Annotated in this window: 15 protein-coding genes; all 15 read right to left on the bottom strand. The window is 36.6% G+C overall.

All coding sequences use genetic code 11. The features are described from left to right. The gene (locus BLP68_RS15680) at window positions 1-1,620 is read right to left on the bottom strand and encodes a B12-binding domain-containing radical SAM protein (protein ID WP_091545626.1); all 1,620 of its coding nucleotides are present in this window, start codon (window positions 1,618-1,620) and stop codon (window positions 1-3) included. A 48-nt stretch (window positions 1,621-1,668) separates the two neighbouring features. After that, window positions 1,669-2,196: an O-methyltransferase gene (locus BLP68_RS15675; RefSeq protein WP_242877005.1), complete on the bottom strand. Its 528-nt coding sequence runs from the start codon at window positions 2,194-2,196 to the stop codon at window positions 1,669-1,671. Window positions 2,197-2,308: 112 nt separating this feature from the next. Then, the gene (locus tag BLP68_RS15670) at window positions 2,309-3,142 is read right to left on the bottom strand and encodes an O-methyltransferase (protein ID WP_176759068.1); all 834 of its coding nucleotides are present in this window, start codon (window positions 3,140-3,142) and stop codon (window positions 2,309-2,311) included. Window positions 3,143-3,219: 77 nt separating this feature from the next. Continuing rightward, complete coding sequence (locus BLP68_RS15665; RefSeq protein ID WP_091545622.1) at window positions 3,220-4,857, bottom strand: B12-binding domain-containing radical SAM protein; 1,638 nt, start codon at window positions 4,855-4,857, stop codon at window positions 3,220-3,222. Then, window positions 4,854-5,141, bottom strand: a complete 288-nt coding sequence (locus BLP68_RS15660; protein ID WP_091545621.1) for an acyl carrier protein — start codon at window positions 5,139-5,141, stop codon at window positions 4,854-4,856. Before BLP68_RS15660 ends, BLP68_RS15665 begins: the two co-directional genes overlap by 4 nt. A gap of 24 nt (window positions 5,142-5,165) precedes the next feature. Beyond that, window positions 5,166-6,149: a hypothetical protein gene (locus BLP68_RS15655; protein WP_091545619.1), complete on the bottom strand. Its 984-nt coding sequence runs from the start codon at window positions 6,147-6,149 to the stop codon at window positions 5,166-5,168. A gap of 21 nt (window positions 6,150-6,170) precedes the next feature. Then, a complete protein-coding gene (locus BLP68_RS15650) occupies window positions 6,171-7,163 on the bottom strand; it encodes an NHL repeat-containing protein (RefSeq protein WP_091545617.1) in 993 nt (330 codons plus the stop codon). A gap of 26 nt (window positions 7,164-7,189) precedes the next feature. Further along, a complete protein-coding gene (locus BLP68_RS15645) occupies window positions 7,190-8,524 on the bottom strand; it encodes a coproporphyrinogen-III oxidase family protein (RefSeq protein WP_091545615.1) in 1,335 nt (444 codons plus the stop codon). A gap of 14 nt (window positions 8,525-8,538) precedes the next feature. Next, window positions 8,539-9,726, bottom strand: a complete 1,188-nt coding sequence (locus BLP68_RS15640) for a thiolase family protein (protein WP_091545613.1) — start codon at window positions 9,724-9,726, stop codon at window positions 8,539-8,541. Window positions 9,727-9,778: 52 nt separating this feature from the next. Further along, window positions 9,779-10,693, bottom strand: a complete 915-nt coding sequence (locus BLP68_RS15635) for an SDR family NAD(P)-dependent oxidoreductase (protein ID WP_091545611.1) — start codon at window positions 10,691-10,693, stop codon at window positions 9,779-9,781. Between the two features lie 22 nt (window positions 10,694-10,715). Further along, a complete protein-coding gene (locus BLP68_RS15630) occupies window positions 10,716-10,967 on the bottom strand; it encodes an acyl carrier protein (RefSeq protein WP_091545609.1) in 252 nt (83 codons plus the stop codon). A gap of 39 nt (window positions 10,968-11,006) precedes the next feature. Beyond that, window positions 11,007-12,560, bottom strand: coding sequence for an NHL domain-containing protein (locus BLP68_RS15625; RefSeq protein ID WP_176759067.1), 1,554 nt, complete (start codon window positions 12,558-12,560; stop codon window positions 11,007-11,009). 12 nt (window positions 12,561-12,572) lie between these two features. Next, window positions 12,573-14,183 (bottom strand): B12-binding domain-containing radical SAM protein, encoded by a 1,611-nt coding sequence (locus tag BLP68_RS15620; protein WP_091545606.1) that lies wholly within the window; start codon window positions 14,181-14,183, stop codon window positions 12,573-12,575. A gap of 24 nt (window positions 14,184-14,207) precedes the next feature. Beyond that, a complete protein-coding gene (locus BLP68_RS15615) occupies window positions 14,208-14,465 on the bottom strand; it encodes an acyl carrier protein (RefSeq protein WP_091545605.1) in 258 nt (85 codons plus the stop codon). 61 nt (window positions 14,466-14,526) lie between these two features. Further along, window positions 14,527-16,054: phosphopantetheine-binding protein (locus BLP68_RS15610; protein WP_143003111.1), on the bottom strand; the 1,528-nt coding region annotated here is incomplete at its 5' end.

Genomic DNA, 16,054 nt, shown 5'->3' with positions numbered 1-16,054 from the left:
TCATAGATAATTTATAAATTTAGGCTCAATCAGCAGCAGATCTTCATATAGCTTATGCTTAGCCTCATTCAAGTCACTAAAAATATTATTCATAAAGCTCTTGTTGAGGGATTTGTCTATAACTTCCAGGGCTACACCTTCATTCCAGTCATATTCAGCCAGATATAAAAGACTATAGAACCAGTCACAGTTTACTTTGTTTAAACTGGAGAGGATATTCATCACCTTTAACTGGTGATCCTTTACCACTTCATAACCTCTTTTATGGTCTAATGTTGTTAATATCCTCAAAAATTGCTGTATTAGACTTAAGTGCATATAATTGAAGTTATTTAATTTACCATAATAATTTTTTCCGTCCAACCGCATTTTTTCAAAATAGTTAGTAAGGAAATTCGATAGCTTTTCTATTCTCTCATCAACAAATTTATATTCAAAACAGAAACAACCATCTTGAAGCTTTATTAAATTATCCCTTACAAGTCTTTCATATAATTTTGTTTGATTATTATATATAATATATCTGCTTTCCAGCTTATCGAAGAATCTCGCATAGTTATACCTGTCGAGAAACTTTATATTGCTATACAGCGATTCAAAGCTGGAGTATGGGTTAAAGTTAATAAATCCTATACTAACCACAATGTTGTATTTATTGAACAATTCTATAGCTTTATAATTATCATTAATTGTAGCTGTTTTATTATAAATCTTCCTGTCAGCTTCATTGGCTGTCTCGATGCCAAGAAATACGCCGCATAACCCTGACTTTTTTAATAGCTCCATCATCTGGGGGGTGGCTTTTTTCCAAAAATCTGCCCGGATCTGAGCATAATATGAAATCACAAGTCCTTCATTTATGATTTCCATGGCAATATCTGTCATTCTTTTGCAGTCTGGGTCTGGGTCTTCAAAGCTGCTATCCACAAAATCAAAGCTGGTAATATTATAGGATTCTACTACACTTTTAATTTCTCTGACTATACTGCCGGTGCTTCTGCCACGCCATTTTCCCCAGTAGTTCTTTGACACACAAAAGCTGCAATTACTTGTACATCCCCTGGAGGTGGAAATCAATACATGCTTTAGCTTATTATCTATAACAATATCCTTATGGGGAAAAGGAATTTGATCCAGGTCCCAAATAATATCCTGCTTCTCATTTTCAATTATTTTATTTTTTTTCCTGTAGGTCAGACCCTTTACACTGGATAAATCCTCCCCATTACTTATGGATTCTGCCAAGCTTAAAAGCACCGTCTCCCCTTCACCTCTAGCAATGGAATCTATATCAGAATTATCCTTTAATATATCCCTATGATAATAGGTGGGGAACAAGCCACCTAAGCAAATGTGCAGCTGAGGCAGCAGGCTCCGTAATTTGCTGCAAACTGAATATACCGCTTCTCTTGAAACGGTATAGGTTGGTAAACCCACAATATCGGGTTTATAGCTTAAAATTTTATCATAGTTAATCCTTGCTTCATTTGCTCCCATCAGCATAACCTCAAAGCCATTTTCCCTCAGATATGCAGCTATAGAAGCAATTCCTATTTCTTCAATAACCTCGTTCATTTCACTATTATATACTGCTAATAATAGAACCTTGGCCTTTTTCACTGTTTTCCCCCTCCCTCAGTTTAAAGCCAGTTCTCCTTCCTTTGTGGCCTATAGCTTCATACTAATGGTGACTCCGTCTCCAATAGGCAGGATTATACTGTAAAGGCGTTTATCAGCAAAAACCTTTTCATTATATTTGTCTACAGGCACACTGTACTGTGCTGGCATTCCCATTGGCTTAAAAAGTGTATCATCGGCAATAATAAGCCCACCCTTTCTGGTAATGTCAATGCAGTTTTCCAGCATAGTTGTATACAGCTCCTTGCTGGAGTCCTGTAAAATAATGTCGAAGGGTCCTTTTACTTCTTCAATAACCTTCCCTGCATCTCCACATATCAACTCAACTACTTCCGATACACCCGCCAGTTTGATATTTTTCTTTGTCTCCTCATACATGTCGATGTTTTTTTCTACTGATATAAGCCTTCCACCAGTTTCCTTTAAGGCCTCTCCGATGCATATTGTCGAGAAACCTAAGCATGTACCAAATTCCAAAACCCTCTTGGCATTAATGGAACGTGTTAATAATCCCACCACCTTACCAACCTCAATTCCAATGCTGGGATTAATCCCCACCCTTCTTTCTTCTTCAAGTAAAATCGCTTCTAAATGAGGATTATCAAGGGATAAGAAGTTTTTTATATATTTAGTTATATTATCTATTGAGATCACCCCATAATAAAATTATTTAGGTATTCATAGAGCCCTTCACCGACAGTTCAAGGCCTTTAGTATCTATATTGAACAATATACTCTCTGAAAAATTCTGCTTATCCCTGACAAACTCAACATATGGTTTCATTTCCTTTTCAAAATGACGATCTGAGGCATTATGCATTAAAAGCCATCCATCCTTCTTTATCTTTTTATAAAGCTTCTCTAAGGTTCTAAAGCTTTTACGTGTATCAAGAAATGCCAGGTCAAAGTATTCATCTTCAAACTGATTCAATGCTGTATACCCATCCTCTGCTATAAATTCCAGGGAAGCTTCAATATCTAAACAATCAAAGTTACGCTTTGTAATTTTCAGCAGGGTGGGATTTATATCTACACCATAAACCTCTGCTGATTCACTGTTTGCATCATTTTTCCAGAATGCTCCTGTCATCCATGCAAGGGTATATCCACAGTTTACTCCTATGAAAATGGCTTTTGTGGGCTTCTTTACCCATGAAAGCATATATACAAGCCTCTCCATTGTAGGTGTGAAGGATTTCCATGGAACAATAAAATTACTCTTTACCTTGTAGGCAAAAGCATCAAATATAGTTAAAGGATATTCAGCATCATTAGTGACAATATTTCTTTCCTTTAGCAAATCCAGTGCATTATCTACTATTTCTATAGATCTGTAATGTCCTAAAGCATCCAGAAAGCTATAATCATTATAATAAATATCCTTTTGGGGATTGCTGTCGGTTTCATGGCAAAATACAGAATCCTCCGGGATAAAGCACTGACTTTTTAGATCATCAATCACATTTTCGATGATTTCCTTATTCACTTTAAAATTGTAGGCCACATTTATCACCTCATTCATATGAATTCATAGTTTAACAGTTTTCCATAACTTAGGCAGCAATGGATTCTCACCTAGTACTAGTATTGTAAAATATATTTAAGTAAACCAACAAAGCCCTTATCCATATCTAATTTAAAAAGCTGTTTTCTTAACCTTTCATTTTGATATTGAAAACTTCGAACGATGTCCTTCAAATACTGTTTTGGAAGGTATTTAAAGGATATTTCCTCTGCCTGTCCTTTATCCCATCCCTCTTCAGCAAGCTTAATGATTTCTCTGAACCATAAGGCTATACTTTTATTTATATGGGAGCTTATATTCCTGCATTCATTTTCATAATCCTTAACAATTTCATATGCTTCATTAAGGGAATATTTCAGAAGCAGCTTTTTCATACAGGAGATTCCTACATTGTTAAAGCTTGACCCATGGCAAATTCCCCTAAAAATGGATACATCCACAGGGTCCACTCCCTTTAGATGAAGGAATGTATATTCATATAGGTCCTTTATCCTTGTATCAGCAAAATAGAAGCCACACTCATAAACCTCTTCATCCCTCAATAAATTGTCTCTAGAAGCCCTTTTATGTAATGTAGTTCCTCTGTAAATCCTGCTGCTTTTGATGATATAGTCCGGATTGGAGGCAAAACCATGCCTCTCAAGAAAATCGATATTCTTTTTGAGCTTTTGGAAAGTAGTGTAGGGATTAAAATTTATAAACCCTGGATCAACATTTATATCATGCTGCTGTAATACTTCAATTGCCTTCTCTATCTCGTTAAGGGTTGCATTCTTATTATAAAGCTTTAAATCCTCTGCATCAGCTGACTCTAACCCAATACATACGGTTACTAACCCCGATTTTTTCAGCAGCTGAATTAAATCTGCAGGTGCCCTATTGAAAAATTCTGCCCTCATATGAACATAATATGTAATTACTAATCCTCTATCTAAAATACCCTGGGCAATGCTATAAATCCTATTAAAGTCGTTACCCGGGTCCTCGAAGCTGCCATCAATAATATTGAATGCTCTAATCCCATAATTATTGACAATGTATTGCATTTCATCCACCACACTGTCAACACTTCTCCCCCTCCATTTTGTCCAATACAGCTTAGAAGCACAAAAGCTGCAATTGGCTGTACAACCCCGTGATGTTGATATTTGTGCCACCTTTATGTCCATTTCCTTTAATATATCCCTTGAAGGAAATGGTAAATTATCCATATTATCTATTAATGGTCGGGTTTCATTTTCCACTATATTGCTGCCTTCACGATAAATAATGCCCTTTACTTTATCAAGGGAGCTGTTACTTTCCAGTTTAGTAAGCAGCTCAAGGAAGGTAAGCTCCCCCTCCCCTTTAATGGCAATGTCAATTTCCCTGCACTCCTTTAATACATCAATACCGTAACAGGTGGGTACACTTCCTCCTATAGATATAACAGTCTCTGGCAGAAGCCTTCTAAGCTGTATGCAGGCCTCATATACGCCCTTTTTATTGGCGTCATAAACTGGTATACCTATAACATCTGGGTTTAGCTCAGCAAGCTGGGAGTAATTTATAGAATTTACCTCAATACTTTTTAATATCACCTCATACCCGTACTTTCTCAGGTATGAGGCAATATAACATATACCGATTTCTTCATGTATCTGCCACATGCCATCACAATATAGGGCAAATAGCAGAATTCTTAACTTCTTCATAGGGTACCCTTAGACTTTATTTTATTTTCCACATATCTGACAATATCATGTAATGTGGTATAACTATCAGCATTAAGATCCTCGTCTTCAAATTCAAATTGGAATTCTGTCTCCAGAGCAACAACAATTTTGATAAAAAGAATAGAGTTTACAAAGGTATTTTCGATTTTTTCGTCCATATTTATCTCTTCAGGGGGTACGGTTACTATGGCATATTCCACCATTAACTCCTTAAATTTATCTTCAATATCTTTATAGCTTAACCTTTCATTACCATTAGCCATATTTTCTCACCTCATTATTATTTTTTATCTCTTACTTCTTGTCTTGAAGCTATTTAATATATCCAGTGCAATAGCTTCTTCTAAATCAGCTGCTTCTCTGATTTTGCCTGCAATACTCTTTTTATTTAATTTCCAATCCTCTAAATAATACATCTTTAAAAACAAATTGGTGATTATGCTCCATTTCTCCCATGACATATCCATACCTTCAGAGTAACGACAGACATCTATGCCATAGCCTTCACCTATATATTTCAGAAATAAAAAATACTGCCTTCGTCTTCTTGATATGTATTTAAGGGTATTTAACAATTCAGATTTAGGGGCAGAAAATGTACTGCCCTCCATCTCTAAATTCATATCTAATGTGTTTTCCATATCATAGGCAAAATTTCTCATGCTTTGAAAGCTGTTGCCATGTGCCTTTTCATCAAATAGTTTTTCCGGAGATAATCTTATAATATCTTCTACTATTAATAACTCGTTGTAGTTTTCAACCTTCTGGAAGGTTACACAATTCTTATATGCATATTCAAACTCTTCTTTTGGAAAATACTTAATTTCTTTTGTAGAATAGGGGTCAATGCATATTAAGCCCGAATCCCCTTCTTCAAACCCTACCACAAGGCAGGGCTGTATCTGATGTTCTTTTTGATATAACTTCCGCCAGGGGCACCAATAATCATTAACATAGACCATTATTGGACGATGCTCCGACAATTGACTTTTAATAAGCATCATTGCATCCTGCGGAGAAATTATATCTTTTTGAAAGCTTATTTTAATTCCATGATAGTTTGAAATATTTAACCACGTCTTATCTTCACCCTCCCAGAGCCTTCTTCCTAAAGTATTAGGCAAAGACGGATTCCACGGTATGTACTGAAAATTCCATGCTTCAGCATACATCAATAGGTGATTTCTATCCCACCATGATGCCACAGAAGCCACTATATCTTCAACACAGCTTCTAAAATCCTCATGCTTCGGTTTAATATTTAAAATCATTCTTTATCACTTCTTTCATCTTTACGGCCTCTTCATTATAACCAGGTCTCCTCTCCAGTCTGAAACAAAAAGCCTTCCCTGGAAATACTCTACGCTAACAAGGTATGGCATATCTATTTTGAATGGATCTTTTTCATTAGGATCAATCCGTTTTGTCCTGTCCACCTTGTGCTTACCTGCAATTGTTGTAATTATATTGGTCTTTCTATCTACCCTCCGGAGTACATTGTTACCTGTATCTGCAATGTAGATATTACACTCTTCATCCAAGGATAAATACCATGGCCCTTCATAGAAGCTGATGATATAATCTCCTTTACCAAGCTTTGCCTCTGCTGCATCTCCTCCATCACCACTGTAGCCTGCTTCTCCGGTTCCAACAAGTGTGGTTACAGTTCGCTCATAGGGATTTAACATTCTTACTGAGTAATTACCGCTGTCAACTATATAGAGGTTTCCGTCTGCCCCACATTTTAAACAGGACATCAGGCTAAACTCCGCCTCGTCAAAGGATACTGTTCCCTTCTGGAATCCCTTTGAGCCTGTACCCAATGTAAGTATATGGTTTCCTTCTGAATCTAATTTCCATATTCTTGATCCTGTTAATTCTATCACCCATATGTTACCATCTAAGTCATATTCACAGCTTCCTATATATCCCAGACCCATTTTTTTAGCATCTACAAATTCATAGCCAATACCTTTATCTGGTTCAATTTTGTATATTATATTATTGGCTTCGCTTGCTATCAGCACTGAGTCGTCCTTGGCAACGCACCCTGCATTAGGTACATTTATATCAAGGGTAATGTGATGCTTGCTATTTTCCACAACCTGAGGCCCTGCTGACCATTCAAGCATGTTATCGTCGCCTACGGCTCCCACCCAGTTAAATTCTGTATTAATGATATATTGACAACCCTTTTTGTCATGAAAACCAAAATGTGCATATCCATCCTTCCATGGATTTTTCCATCGGAAATTATAGACTTTATCTATTTCCCAATTTGTCATCTTTCTGTCCTCCTTAATCCTTTTATTTACAGAGCCTCTGGAACAATGTGATTACCTATAGAAAGCTGCTTTTTAAAGGGTGACACATTGTTAAAGGTGGACTTCATAAACATAGAGCTGATATCCCCCTGCAGGTACTCACCCCTTTTAGTCAACAATAGGTTATCTGAGTCCTCCACCAATAATCCTGCTTCCTTCAGCTCCGCCAAAACTTCTCCAAATTCATCAGAAATTTTTCTGCCGTATACATTTGAAAACTTTGTTTTTTCTATAAATTTTCTTCTTAATGCTAAAACAACCGTTCTTTCCATTATCTGCTGAGGGGTTGCCCTTTCACTTACCATTTGCAGGGGCAGCCTGTCTTCCTTCAATAGTTTTATATATTGATTGACATCTGCCGTGTTTTGATAGTTTATGCCATTAATAAACCCATAGCTTGAAGCTCCTACAGAGAGGTTATCTCCATAGCCATCATAAGTCAGCTCCCAAAAGCTAGACTGTTTTCCTTGAAGATTATATTCAGGTATAATATGATGCTGATATCCATTATTCTGTAATAACCTGTCGGCCTCCAGGTACATATTGTACAATTCATGCTCTGCAAAGGATGCTTTTGGATTATTACGGTGCTCTTCATACAGCCTGGAGCCGGTTAATATTAAAAGCTCATATATGGAAAAATGGTCAATGGGGAGGAGCAGTGCTGTCTTTATATCTTCTATCCATTGAGCTGGACTTTGTTCAGGAAGTCCGTACATTAAATCTATGGAAATAACATTAAAATGATATTCCCTTGCCATCTCTATCCAATCCAACACCTCCTGGGTGGAGGAGTTTAAACCCAGCAGCTCTCTAAAATATGGATTTAAGGTCTGGGCCCCTGTACTTATCCTGCTCACTCCCAGCTCCCTCATTTTATGCACCTTTTCTCTGGGGGTATTTTTAACATCACATTCCACTGTAATTTCAACATCTGGTATCAAGGGAAGATTATTTCTGCACATTTTAATAATCTCTTCTAAATCCTCTGAGGAAAGGCAGGTGGGTGTTCCTCCGCCAAAGAAAATAGCCCCGATTTTCAGGGACTTGACATATGGTGTATCTCCTAATAATTTAATCTCTTTTTTTAGGCTTTTTATATATTCTTTAAGAAGATTGACGTTGTCCCCCAAAAACTGGCGGCTATATACACAAAATTTGCATATTTTACCGCAGAAGGGTATGTGTATATATAGGGGGACAGCATCGGAGGAGGTGGCTGTTTCATTAAGTCTAAAATATTCTACTGGATTTTTAATGTCGATATATGGGTTCATTAATGGATAGTTTAAAATGGCAACTTTATATTTTCTCTCAATCATAGGTTACCTCTCCTTTATATCCCACGAAATAGCAAGCTTTGTCCCATACCTCCACCAGCGCACATGGATGCCACGCCTATACTTGCCTTCAGCCGCAGCATTGAATATATTAATGTAGTAGTAATTCTCAAGCCTGTACACCCTAGAGGATGTCCTATTGCTATGCTTCCTCCGTTTATATTTACTTTTTCATCATTCAAGCCCATCTTTTCTTTACACAGCAGTAGCTGTGATGCATATGCTTCGTTTAATTCTATTAAATTTACTTCTGTTATATCTAATTGGTTTTTCTTTAATAGTCCATCAATTGCATGGGCTGGGGCAATAGAAAAATCTTTATAATGAACCCCCACTGTTTTTGAATCTACATATTCTACCAATGGCTGTATTCTCAGCTTATCCACCATTCTCTCGGACATAAGTATCATGGCTGCTGCTCCATCGTTTATTGAGGTGGCATTAAGCTTGGTTATTGTACCATCTCTAAGGAATATGGGTTCTTCTTTTTGAAGCATTTCCATAGTAATACCCTCTGGTATATTTTCATCGTGATCCAAAGCAATGTCCTGACTGGTTAAATCTGAATGTACAGGAAATGTCTCTTCTTTAAAGAAGCCCTTCTTTTTTGCCTCTATTGCTCTTTGATAGCTGTTATATGCTGCTTGGTCTTGTTTTTTTCTGGTTATGTTATTTTCTCGCGCTGATATTTCTGCACACAGCCCCACCTCATCCATTAAATTTTCTCCTATTTCATCAAAGGAGGGTAATCCTACTGATGTCCGGGTTCGTAGACTCCTTATTGCATTTTTCATTACATGGGGAGATTTACTCATATTTTCTACTCCCCCTACTATAACTGCATCTCCGTCTCCTATCATAATTTGGCGGGCACCTTGTATTAAAGCCTCCATGGAGGAACAGCATGTACGATTTATAGTTGCCCCAGGTACTGAATATGATATGTCTGCAGCAAGAAGGGTTTTTCTCGCTAAATTATAGTTCTCATTAGGAAAGCAACTTCCCACTAAGACATCATCAAAGGAGCATCCCTGCTGAATATTTAATCTTCCTATTACCTCCCTTAATGTAAGGGACATTAATGCAACATCATTTAAATTACTTAAACTTCCTGCTGTTTTTCCAATAGGTGTACGACAGGCCGAAACTATATACACTCTGTTTAAACTGCGTTTTTGCAACATATAAATTACACCCTTTTACATAGTTTATTGAAGAAAATCCATGATTTTTCCTCTATTGTTTATTTGCTCTTCTACCGGAAAATATTTTTCTGAATATTTTTTTTGCCGATTGTCCTGTGGAAGAAATATGAACACCCATAGACAAATCTGTTATCTGACTGATATTGCCAAAAATAGATTCTATGCTTAGCTTTTCCTTTGGTATGTAGACACCGCCTCCTTCAAAAATCCCCACAGAGGAAAAGTACCCACCTCCTGCAACAAAGGTGCTTCCATTGTGTGTACATTCCTCTGAAGCTAAATATGCAACAAGAGGAGCAACCATCTCTACGTCAAGCTGTTTATGAAGCTCCTTGTTTAATGCATAGGAGGTCTGGCCTGTAGCTGCCAAGGGGGAAACTAAATTACACTTAATTTCTGTATCCTCCAATTCCAGCTTTAAGGATTGTACAAGACCATAAACCCCCATTTTTGCTGCCCCATAGCTGGCATGGTTGGCCATACCGTACATACCTACAGATGAGGTGATCATAATAATACGTCCATAGTTCCTTTGTCTCATCAAGGGAATAATTGCCTTCAGCAAATGATAAGACCCATTGAGATGGATATTTATTACATCATACCAATCCCTATCTTCAAACTGCAAAAATGGCTTGTCTACAAATACACCTGCGTTATGAATCAGAATATCTATAGCTCCATAGGATTCTTCTACTGCCTTTATCAGACCAGTGATTCCTTCTTTACATGCAATATTATTGGTATTGGCAATTGCATGTCCCCCACCTTTAATAATTTCATTTACAACCTTATTAGCCAGAGGATTTCCATCCTCATCGGTTGCAATATCGTTAATTATTGTTATTGCACCTAAGGAGGCCAGGAGCTTAGCATACTCTCTTCCCAATCCCTGCGCTGCTCCTGTTATTACCGCCACTTTATTGTTAAAACTAATTTTACTCATATCACACCTCTTAACTTTTCAGCTAATTATATGACCTGACAAGGTCAGAAAAGTTACTAATATTTTTAATTCTATCCATGTTAAGGTCTCCATCATTAATTTCTACATTAAACTCATCCTCAATCTCCACAAGTATGGACAAAGCAAGAATTGAATCAATTCCCAGTGATAATAAAGGTGTGTCATAATCGAGGCCCTCAATCTTTTCTTTGTCTTTTAAACGTGATGCCACAATTTTTTTGATTTTTTCTTCAATATCATAATTACTGCTCATAATATCCCTCCTACTTATATTTAAAAAGTAATCTTTAATTTACAAAACCTTTCCAAAAGCAATTATTTGACTGTAGTCCATCATACAAATCCTGTTGTTTGCCCCATCAAGAATATAAAGATGGAAGCTGTTATCCACAGCTAATCCATTGGGGTTTGCCAACCGAAATTTTGATACCTCTTCTGATTCTCCTATACCATATACACCATCCCCCACCAGGGTATATATTTTACCTGTGGCTGCAGCTATCATCCGAATGCAATGGTTTCCGGATTCTGCAATAAACAGGTTTCCATGGATATCCGATGTTACTGCCACAGGGCGATTGAGGCAGGCCTTTAATGGATCTTCACCATCACCTTTATATCCACATTCTCCTGTACCTGCTACTCTTGCAACTATGCCAGTATTATAATCCACCACCCTTATACAATGATTAAAATAATCTGCAATATAAAGATTAGAATTTGTCTTATCGGTACAAATACCATAAATCTCAGCAAAGCTTGCATCTATTGCCCTGCATTCATCCTTAAAACCATACTCACCACTGCCTGCATAGGTGGTAATGATTCCTTTTTTATCAACCCTTCTTATTACGTTATTGGCGATATCATTTATATATAAATTGCCATCTAAATCAACAGCAGCACCGCCAGGCTTGTTAAGTGTAGCTAAATACCCAGCAGCCCCATCACCTGAGTAGCCGGTTTCGCCTGTACCTGCTATTGTTTTTATAATTCCACTATCTAACTCAACCACCCTCACCGCATCGTTTCCTGTATCGGTTATATAGAGTCTTCTTTTAGAAATTGCTAATCCTGTTGGTTTATTAAGCCTTGCCAGTGCAGCATCTCCACCATCGCCAGTATATCCATAATAGCCATCACCTGCTACTCTGTATACATTTTCTCCATTATACTTAAGCACAGTATGATTATTCTGATCCAAGATATATAGGTTTCCTTCCTCATCAATATCAATGGCCTGAGGCTCCCAAAAACGTGCTTCTTGGCATTTTATCGGTACACTAAAATCTCCTATTTCTCCATACTTACCTGCCAGCACATGAATTTTCCCATCGGGCATTGCAAGGATTCTATCCACTCCCTGTTGACCTTCATCTGGGGCAGGGTATACCCTATTTCGTCTAAAAGCCTTAGACAGAAAAAGAGCTATTGTAGCTCTTCTAATTATTTCTTCAACATTGTCTCCATCCTGTGGATATGCTGCAACTCCAGCACTAAAGGAGAAGGTAATATTTTTAAAGGCCCTGTCGGTGTTAACTGCGAACTTATTTCTTTTAAAGACCCTTCTTATTCTGTCTGTCAATTGAAATGCATCGGCCTTAGCTATCTTTGGAATGAGAATCAGAAACTCATCTCCACTGGACTGCCATATTTTAGAATTATTAGGGAACATCTCCTTAAAAAAACAAAGAAAATTCTCTTTTATCATGTTTAATTCTTCATTTGTAAATGCCCGACAAAACCTTATCATATAATCAATATCTATTACTGCAATACCATAAGGCTTGTTGTTATGTGCACTTTTAACTGCTATATTGGTAATTTCATCTATGGGCCATATCATTGTCATACCCCCTTAAAGACTTTTGCTGAAATAGTTTGCCCCTGGAGGGACTGAATCTATCAGCTTTCTAGCCTCCTTTAAGACTTCAAGATATTCTTCAACAGACATTCCCTGATTTCTATTGTAGGAATACTCAAAGGCTACATATCCATCTATATCATGACGTAAAGGATTGTAGATATCAACTTTCTCAATAGAAAACCTTTCTGTTTGATCAACCATGTCGGAAAAAAGCCCAAAGGGAGTTATATATGCCTTGTGATATATGTCTTTATTATCTAAAAGAAATTGTAAAGTCTCATATGCTTCATGCTTTTCCTCTGTTGGAAAACCAATAATACAGCTGAGATGGTTAGAAATACCTGCCTCCATAAAATTCCTCAGCACCTGCTTCATGGTGTTGGTATCCATACCCTTTTCCATTAAATTCAAAATACGTGTGTTGGCAGATTCAATACCGAACAGCACTGAACGTAATCCACTCTTAAAAAGAATCTGGCAGTTTTCCTTGCTAAAGCCCTTTTCTGTTCTTAAGAAAACAGAATAAACTATATCCAATCCCTCATCTGTTATCAGCTTAGCCACGTCAACAAAATACTTAGGTAAAATAGCATCATCGGCAAAATGAAACATCCTTATATCGTGTTGCTCCTTTAATGCTTTTATTTCATCTACTACTTTTTTCTTGTTTGCCACCATATATTTGCTATTGCATCCTCTATGTCCACAAAAAGCACATCTTCCCCAATAACAACCCCGGGTCATTTGAAAGGGTAATTTGGGATATGCATAAAGCTCTAACGGCATATCACTAAAGTCTGGCATTGGAATGTCATCCATAGGGCAATTTTCTCCAATTGGATTTTCTTTTATTATGCCCTCTTCATCTCGATATGCTAAATTGGGAATTTCATCCATTCTACCTTTTTTCTTTATCCAATAATCGCATAGCTTCAATACTGCTACTTCTCCCTGCTCTCTAATAATTCCATCAAAATATGGAGCAAAGGCTGAGCTCTTCATAAATGCACGCCAAAATATTGATGCTATAGGCCCTCCAAAAAAGAATTTGATATTGGGATTAATTTTTCGCACCTGTCGACATATACTCATGGTATATAAAACCTGACTGGCATAGGTTAGAGAAAATCCTACAATTGAAGGTTTTTTTTCTATAATGTCTGGTACTATAGCCTCTCTTATATATTTATATACTGGATTATTTTCTGCTTCTTCATTAACATTTAAAAATTCCTCTTCAACTGCCTTAAAGGATATGGGATCAAAGCCAACGGTGGATATACAGTCTCCGGCAACTGCCATATACTTATAAATCATATCTGTGGCCCAGCTGGTCTTCAGCTTGTCAGACTGATTACGTCCCCGCAAAATCTCCTGTGCTAATGTATAGTTTTTACTAACATTTTTACTATTTTTACTAAACAGTGTTTTTGTATCCCCCGACATAAAATCTCGTATGAGCTTGTCCATTATCTCAACATTATAATCCTTTATTATGGACGAGCTGTGTCCATACTTATTTAAGTATGCTTTAAGTAAGGGCAGCCCAATATGTGCATGCTCATGATTGCCAAGAGGAGGAAATACTAATACAATATCCAACAGCAATACCTCCTTCAGTATTAATTAATTATTTTCTGTGTCTGATAATACAGATTTAACTGAAGCTAAAATAGAGCCTATACTGGTGAAATTTGCAGTAAGCAAATCTTCATCACAGAATTTAAAATCTAAGGCTTTTTCTATTTCCACCACAGTACGCATCATCTGTAATGAATCCATTCCATAATCCAGTAAGCTTTCATCTTCTTTTATATTGTGAATTTTTTCCCCTATTTCAGTATTAGAACTGAGTATTTTGAGAATTACCTGTTTTATCTCCACTGTTTCACCTCCTTTTTTATGTTTAGGAAATGTACTGTTTCAGTAGCCCTTGTATTGGCTATTAAGGAAAAAATATACCCTTAAAGGTTGTCTCCAATAGATCATTGTATATATATTCAAGGCTGTATATTTGATTAAATTGCCTTGAACATAAGTCAAGCTGGGTTTTATCATAGTTTTTATGGTAATTAGATTTTAATAAAATCATTCTGATTAAGGTCCATTGTTCAAGTATAGTTTCCATAAGCCTTAAAGGACCTTTTAAATCATCAAATAATATTCTGTTACGATATTCCTCCACCTTTTTTGCATTTATAACACTATTAATTTTTTCTATAGTTTCATCAATATTAGTAAAAAGAGTTGCTTCTGAATTACAAATGCTTAAAAAGTATTCTCTAAACTCTTTTATACCATCTAGTCCTGAGTAAATTTTTTCTTTATTTTTGTCAAAATTGCTTTTGAATGTATTCCTTATATGGCTTTGGTCAACAGCATTAAGCATAAAATTGACCTTCCCTCCATAGGAGAAGTCGTAATATGCATTAAAGCCTTCACTGTTATAGTACCTCTGATAGCCATAAAATCCTTTGGCAGCAGCTGTATAGCTAATTGTCCTCTTTTTATAGTTGAAACTATACTGATTGGTATGCTCAATGGTATAAAAGACCCTTTCAGCTTCATCATAGTCATAAATAAGCAATGTATGAGGTAAATGCTTCTTTTTATACTCATCATGTCTTATGGGACTATAATAGCAATCGATCCATATTATTACAGGCTTATGGCTGGATAATGCCTTGATTATATCCTTAACAATGTCATCACTGTCTGTCATAAAACCCACTTCAATATTCATGTCCCTGATGACCTCTTCTATACTTTGGGTTGGTAAGTAGGAGATAACATCTCTTTTTTCTCTGTGGAAGTCGTAAACAATAATGTCATTTATAAGCACCGGCATTATGCTTAAATTAAAATATTTTAAAACTGGGAAAAGGGAGTTATAGAAGCAATTTTTATAAAATATATCGTTAAAGGGCTCCATCTGTCCCAGAAGGTTACTATTTTTAATCTTTATCTCCTCTATCTTATTTATAGAATTAGAAGGGGAGGAATTGTTAATGTTCAAATCTCCCATTATAAAACGGCTTAAATCTCTGACAGTAGGATATTGAAATAGGTCTGATGCTTTTATTTTTATATCGTAGGCTTCTAAGCATAGGATGAAATTAAAAACACTTATGGAATTGCCCCCTAATTGGAAGAAGCTTTCATCTATTCCTACTCTGTCTACCTTCAATTGCTCCCGCCATATTTGGGCTATTTTTCTTTCCATTTCATTTCGTGGAGCTATATATTCTCTTTCTTCCTCCAGCCTTCTTAATGCTTTTCTATCTATTTTTCCATTGACTGTTGTGGGAAGCTCCTTCAACTGTATAATTTTTGCCGGCACCATATGGTGGGGAAGGTGTTCCATCAGATATTTTCTTACCTCTGCTGACGCCTCTTCTATTTCTGATACAATATATCCGCAGATGTACTTCTCTTCACTTCCCTCTCCTTTATCCACCACTGCTGCCGCAGTT

This window comes from Alkaliphilus peptidifermentans DSM 18978, from assembly GCF_900101495.1.
Classification (GTDB): Bacteria; Bacillota; Clostridia; order Peptostreptococcales; family Natronincolaceae; genus Alkaliphilus_C; species Alkaliphilus_C peptidifermentans.
Note: the sequence above shows the minus strand (reverse complement) of the source record. Positions and strands in the feature narration are given on the sequence as shown.